The sequence below is a fragment of the Promicromonospora sp. NPDC057488 genome, from assembly GCF_042802395.1.
GTDB lineage: Bacteria > Actinomycetota > Actinomycetes > Actinomycetales > Cellulomonadaceae > Promicromonospora.
The window spans coordinates 1-5,466 of record NZ_JBHVEG010000273.1; the positions used below are offsets into that span (position 1 = coordinate 1).

The 5,466-nt window shown below is 71.3% G+C and carries 7 protein-coding genes; 4 read left to right on the plus strand and 3 right to left on the minus strand.

The features are described 5' to 3' along the window. Positions 1 to 68: 68 nt before the first annotated feature. Entirely contained in the window at positions 69 to 1,070 is a 1,002-nt protein-coding gene (locus ACFU5G_RS28835) for an alpha/beta fold hydrolase (RefSeq protein WP_377252379.1), read from the minus strand. 95 nt (positions 1,071 to 1,165) lie between these two features. Here ACFU5G_RS28835 and ACFU5G_RS28840 point away from each other — a divergent pair, with 95 nt between their 5' ends. Continuing rightward, positions 1,166 to 1,729 carry a TetR/AcrR family transcriptional regulator gene (locus ACFU5G_RS28840; RefSeq protein WP_377252381.1) on the plus strand — a complete coding sequence of 188 codons (564 nt, stop codon included), beginning with the start codon at positions 1,166 to 1,168 and terminating at the stop codon, positions 1,727 to 1,729. A gap of 47 nt (positions 1,730 to 1,776) precedes the next feature. On the opposite strand, the gene ACFU5G_RS28845 is transcribed toward ACFU5G_RS28840, so the two are convergent. Both ACFU5G_RS28845 and ACFU5G_RS28850 read right to left on the minus strand, forming a co-directional pair. Further along, positions 1,777 to 2,073 (minus strand): hypothetical protein, encoded by a 297-nt coding sequence (locus ACFU5G_RS28845; RefSeq protein WP_377252383.1) that lies wholly within the window; start codon positions 2,071 to 2,073, stop codon positions 1,777 to 1,779. 34 nt (positions 2,074 to 2,107) lie between these two features. Continuing rightward, positions 2,108 to 2,287, minus strand: a complete 180-nt coding sequence (locus ACFU5G_RS28850; protein WP_377252385.1) for a hypothetical protein — start codon at positions 2,285 to 2,287, stop codon at positions 2,108 to 2,110. A gap of 131 nt (positions 2,288 to 2,418) precedes the next feature. On the opposite strand from ACFU5G_RS28850, the gene trmB reads away from it, so the two are divergent. From trmB to ACFU5G_RS28865, 3 genes are all read left to right on the plus strand, one after another. Next, positions 2,419 to 3,213, plus strand: coding sequence for a tRNA (guanosine(46)-N7)-methyltransferase TrmB (gene trmB / locus ACFU5G_RS28855; RefSeq protein WP_377252387.1), 795 nt, complete (start codon positions 2,419 to 2,421; stop codon positions 3,211 to 3,213). Between the two features lie 195 nt (positions 3,214 to 3,408). Further along, positions 3,409 to 3,747 carry a DUF485 domain-containing protein gene (locus tag ACFU5G_RS28860; protein ID WP_377252389.1) on the plus strand — a complete coding sequence of 113 codons (339 nt, stop codon included), beginning with the start codon at positions 3,409 to 3,411 and terminating at the stop codon, positions 3,745 to 3,747. An 11-nt stretch (positions 3,748 to 3,758) separates the two neighbouring features. Continuing rightward, entirely contained in the window at positions 3,759 to 5,393 is a 1,635-nt protein-coding gene (locus tag ACFU5G_RS28865) for a cation acetate symporter (protein WP_377252391.1), read from the plus strand. Positions 5,394 to 5,466 lie beyond the last annotated feature (73 nt).

Below are 5,466 nucleotides of genomic sequence, written 5' to 3' on the forward strand. Positions count from 1 at the left end.
GCGCATGAGCGCTCATGCGCCGACCAACCCTACGTTCGACTGCCTGGGGTTGGCGTGGCGCGGTGCGGCTAGGGGCGCGTCGCCCAGAAGGTCTCCAGCTCCGCGTCCAGCGCCGGGGCCACCTGCATGGGCAGCGAGTGCGTGGTGTCCGGCCAGATCTTGACCTGCGCGTCCGGGATCAGGCGCGCCTTCTCGGCTGCCGCCTCGCCCCCGGCCAGCGACGAGTCGCTCGCGATCGCCACGTACACCGGCATCGGCAGCGCCCTCAGGTCGGCGTCGCTCAGCACGGACGGGCTGGGCAGCCCCGACGAGCTGTAGCTCTCGGAGCCCACCGAGATCATCCGGGCGAGCGGGTCGTCGGGGTCCACCTCGTCGTCCGACACGCCGCCGATCCGGTTGAGCGCCGACTCCCGCCACGACTGCGGGAGGAACGGCAGCGACACCGGGATGGTCGTGAGGACCACCGACAGCGGCATCATGCCCAGCGTCATGACCGGTTCGAGCAGGGTCAGGCTGGCCAGCCGCTCCGGGTGCCGGACGGCGACGGCCGCAGCCAGCCCGCCGCCCTGCGAGTGCCCCACGAGGTGGACCCGGTCGAGGCCGAGCCCGGCCAGCGCCTCGTCCACCCAGCGCGCCGCGTCGTCGATGTCGCGCATCGCGACGGTCTGTTCCGACAGGCCGGTGTCGCCGAGGGTGTCGAAGGCGTAGACCGTGCGGTGCTCGATGTAGTCGGGCAGGTTGTCGCCCCACATCGGGGCGGCGGCGGACCGGCCCGGCAGCAGGACGACGGGCGTCGCGTCCGGGTTGTCCGCAGACACCCAGGCGTAGGCGCGCACCGTGCCGAAGCTGGTGGCGACGTCGTGCGTCGCGGTGGGCTCCGGCAGGCGGCCGAGGGCGTCGGCGTACGCGTCCGCGTAGACCTGGCGGGCCTCGGGGGTGCGGAAGTGGCCGACGCCCGGGCCGCCCGCGGCGACGAGCAGCACGAGCCCGCTCGTGGACACAGCCGCGACGACGGCCAGCAGGACGGTCGGCCAGCGGCGGCGTCTGGGGCCGGTGGTGTGGTCGCGCATCGGTTCCTCCTGGAGCGGTCGTTCAGGGCGGTCGGTTTTGCAATGCACTCGCATCGTAACAGGTAGCGATGCGACCGCATTGTTATCCTGGGCCCATGCCGAGAGTCGTGGACCATGAGGAACGCCGGTGGGAGATCGTCTTCGCCCTCTGGCTGGTCATCGCCGAGCAGGGGATCGAGGGCGTCAGCCTGCGCCACGTCGCCGCCGAGGCCGGTGTCTCGATGGGCCGCATCCAGCACTACTTCGGCACCAAGGACGCCCTCGTCCTGGCCGGCTGCACCGCGCTCGTCGACCGCGCGTACGGCGGCTACCAGGAGACCGCCGACGCCGCCCCGCGCGAGCGGCTGCTGCACGTCATGACCCAGCAGATCCCGCGGGACGACGCCGGGCGCATCGGCGTCAGCGTCTGGTACGCCTACGTGGCGAAGTCGATCAACGACGCCGCCGTCCGCCAGGTGCTGGCCGAGGCGCGGCGGGGCGCGGAGGGCGAGTGCGCGCGGCTGATCCGTGCCGACCGCGGCGTGGGCGCGGAAGAGGCGCTGACCCAGGCCCGGCGGCTGCTGGCGCTCGCGGACGGGCTGCCCCTGCGGGTGCTGGTCCGGGACCTGGAGCCGGCCGAGGCCGTGGCGATGCTGGAGGCGGAGGTCGGGCGGGAGTAGCTGGGTTCGGGCGCCTGGGCGGCCCCACCCGACCGGGGCGCCGCCCCTCAGTCCGCGCGGTCCGGACTGCCGAACAGGTCGCCGAACGCTTCCTCCGCCTGCCGCGCGACCTCGACGTCCCGCGCCAGCCGGGCGCCTCGGTCGACAGGCCCGTCCCAGGCGCGGGGGTCCCGGGCGGGCCCGTCGAGGAGCCCGCGCCGGATCCAGCCCAGGACGAGCTGGTGCCCGGAGGTACCGCTCCGGGCCGCCATCGCGGTGAGCTGATCGCCGTCGACGTCGGACAGGTCGACGACGACCCGCCGTCCGTCGAGCTCGACGCGCGAGCAGGAGCTGCGGGTGGTCATGGATGCTTCCGATCGGATGAGGCTGATGGCGTGGTCACGACGGTGGGCTGGTCTCCGCGTCAGGGAACGTCGACCAGAAGAACTCGGCGGTGCGCGAGGTGAAGGTCGGGTCGCCGCTGGAAGCGAGCGGCGGGTCGACTGGTTCGTCCCACGGGCGGTCGCGAGGGCGCTCGGGCTGCTCGGAAGGTTCGGCTCCGGGTGCGATGGCGAGCATGTGCGTGGTTCCTGACTCTGCTGGGCTGGGCGGCTGTGCCCAGCCTGCCCGGCGGGCCCGCGGGCCCGCGCGCTGGGCCGCGAATCAGTGCGGATACGCAACGCCCGCCCGCGACCTCGTACGCTTTTCCCGTGAGTCAGCCCGCTTCCGCCCAGCCCGATACCGCGCGCCAGGACACCGAGACCCCGCTCGACCTCTCGGGGTTCCGGACCAAGCCGGTGTCGTTCGTGCGCCGGTCCGGCCGGCTCACCGACAAGCAGAAGCGGCTGTGGGCCACGCGCCGCACCGCCTACGTCGTCGACGTGCCCCGCGCGATCGCGCGCACCTCCGTGCACCCGGAGCACGTGCTGGACGCCGCGGCGCTCTTCGGGCGGACCGCCCCGCTGGTCGTGGAGATCGGCTCCGGCCTGGGGGACGCCGTCGTCGGCGCGGCCTCGACCGATCCCGGGCGGGACTACCTCGCCGTCGAGGTCTACCAGCCCGGGCTGGTGCACACGATCGCCCGCGCCGAGCGCGCCGGTGCCGCCCTGGGCCAGGACGGGCTGCCCAACCTGCGGCTCGTGCAGGCCAACGCGGCCGAGCTGCTCGACACCACGGTCCCGGCCGGCTCCGTGGACGAGCTGTGGGTCTTCTTCCCGGACCCGTGGCACAAGGCCCGGCACCACAAGCGCCGTCTGGTCACCGCGGAGTTCGCGGCGCTCGCGGCGCGCGTGCTGCGGCCGGGTGGGACGCTCCGCCTCGCGACCGACTGGGCCGAGTACGCCGAGCAGATGATCGAGGTCCTGGAGGCCGACGAGAACCTCGTCAACGCGCACGGTCCGGGCAGCCGCGCCCCGCGGTTCGAGCGGCGGGTGCTGACCGGGTTCGAGCGCAAGGCGCACGACGCCGGGCGCGAGATCGCCGACCTGGCGTACGTCCGGCGCTGATGTTGCGCTGACCTGCCGGTTCCCGTCGACGAGCGGGTGAAAGCCGCACGGGATGTAACGACTTGGTCAAGTCGCTGAACGCGCCGTCTGATCTGTTTGCCCCAAACGTGTGAGGTACGGCACATTGGGCCGGGTGCGAGATGCGCACACCGGGCCGCGGCAGAGCGCGCGCCCCCATGAGCCAATGGAGGCGTCATGAGTGACGTACAGGCTTCAGGGTCTGCAGAAACCGATTACCAACGCGTCGAGAGATCGGACGAGTTCCAGAGCCTCCGCAAGGCCTTCCGGAACTTCGTCTTCCCGATGACGGCGCTGTTCCTCGTCTGGTACTTGCTGTACGCGCTCATGAGCACGTACGCGCACGAGTTCATGAGCATCCGCGTGTCCGGCACCATCACGGTGGGTCTGATCTTCGGGCTGCTGCAGTTCGTGTCCACGTTCGTCATCACCACGCTCTACGCGCGGTGGGCCAACGACAAGTTCGACGCCCGGGCCCAGGCCTTGCGCGAGGAGATCGAGGAGGGCGAGCTGTGAACGGGACAGTCATGGCCGCGGCGGCGACCAACGTCGGCAACACCTGGATCAACATCGGCATCTTCGCGGCGTTCGTGGTGGTCACGCTCATCGTCGTCTTCCGCGTCTCGCGGCAGAACAAGAGCGCCGCCGACTTCTACGCCGGCGGCCGCAACTTCACGGGCACGCAGAACGGCACCGCGATCGCGGGCGACTACCTGTCCGCCGCGAGCTTCCTCGGCATCGCGGGCGCCATCGCCGTCAACGGCTACGACGGCTTCCTGTACTCGATCGGCTTCCTCGTGGCCTGGCTGGTGGCCCTGCTGCTGGTCGCCGAGCTGCTGCGGAACACCGGCAAGTTCACGATGGCGGACGTGCTGTCGTTCCGGCTGAAGCAGCGGCCCATCCGCCTGGCGGCGGCGCTGTCCACGCTCGCGGTCGTGTTCTTCTACCTGCTGGCCCAGATGGCGGGCGCGGGCGGGCTCGTCGCCCTGCTCCTCGGCATCACGGACAAGGGCGGCCAGGGCCTGGTCATCGCCGTCGTGGGCGCCCTCATGATCCTGTACGTGCTGGTGGGCGGCATGAAGGGCACCACGTGGGTGCAGATCATCAAGGCGACGCTGCTCATCCTGGGCGCCGGCGCCATGACGATCTGGGTGCTCGCGCGGTTCGGCTTCAGCCTGTCGGCCGTCATGCAGGAGGCCGTGACCATGGCCGGCGAGAACGGCGAGGCGATCCTCGAACCGGGCCTGCAGTACGGGGCCTCGGCGATCTCCCAGCTCGACTTCCTGTCGCTCGCGCTGGCCCTGGTGCTCGGCACCGCGGGCCTGCCGCACGTGCTGATGCGCTTCTACACGGTGCCGTCGGCCAAGGAGGCCCGCAAGTCCGTGGTCGTGGCCATCTGGCTGATCGGCATCTTCTACCTGTTCACCCTGGTGCTCGGGTACGGCGCGGGCGCCCTGGTGGGCCCCGAGGCGATCCTCGCGGCACCGGGCGGGCAGAACTCGGCGGCACCGTTGCTCGCGTTCGAGCTCGGCGGCGAGATCCTGCTCGGCATCATCGCGGCGGTCGCGTTCGCGACCATCCTCGCGGTGGTGGCCGGCCTGACGATCACGGCGGCGGCGAGCTTCTCGCACGACATCTACGCCTCGATCATCAAGAAGGGGCAGGTCTCGCCCGACGGCGAGGTCCGCGTGGCCCGGTGGACCGTGGTCGTGATCGGCATCATCGCGATCATCGGCGGCATCTTCGCCAACGGGCAGAACATCGCGTTCCTCGTGGCGCTGGCGTTCTGCGTCGCGGCGTCGGCGAACCTGCCGACCATCATCTACTCGCTGTTCTGGAAGCGGTTCAACACGTCCGGCGCGCTGTGGAGCATCTACGGCGGCCTCATCTCGACCGTCGTGCTGATCATCTTCTCGCCGGTCGTCTCGGGGAAGCCCGCGGACCCGGTCACCGGGCTCAGCAAGTCGATGATCAGCAACCCGGACATCGACTTCCACTGGTTCCCGCTCGACAACCCGGGCATCGTGACCATCCCGCTCGCGTTCGTGCTCGGCATCGTCGGCACCTACCTGAGCAAGGAGCGGTCGCACCCGGAGAAGTACGCCGAGATGGAGGTCCGCTCCCTCACGGGCGCGGGCGCCGAGAAGGCCACCGCGCACTGACGCGGCACCCCTGAGGCAGCAGCCTGCCGCTGCCCGACGACGGCCGTGGTCACCCCTCGACGAGGGGTGACCA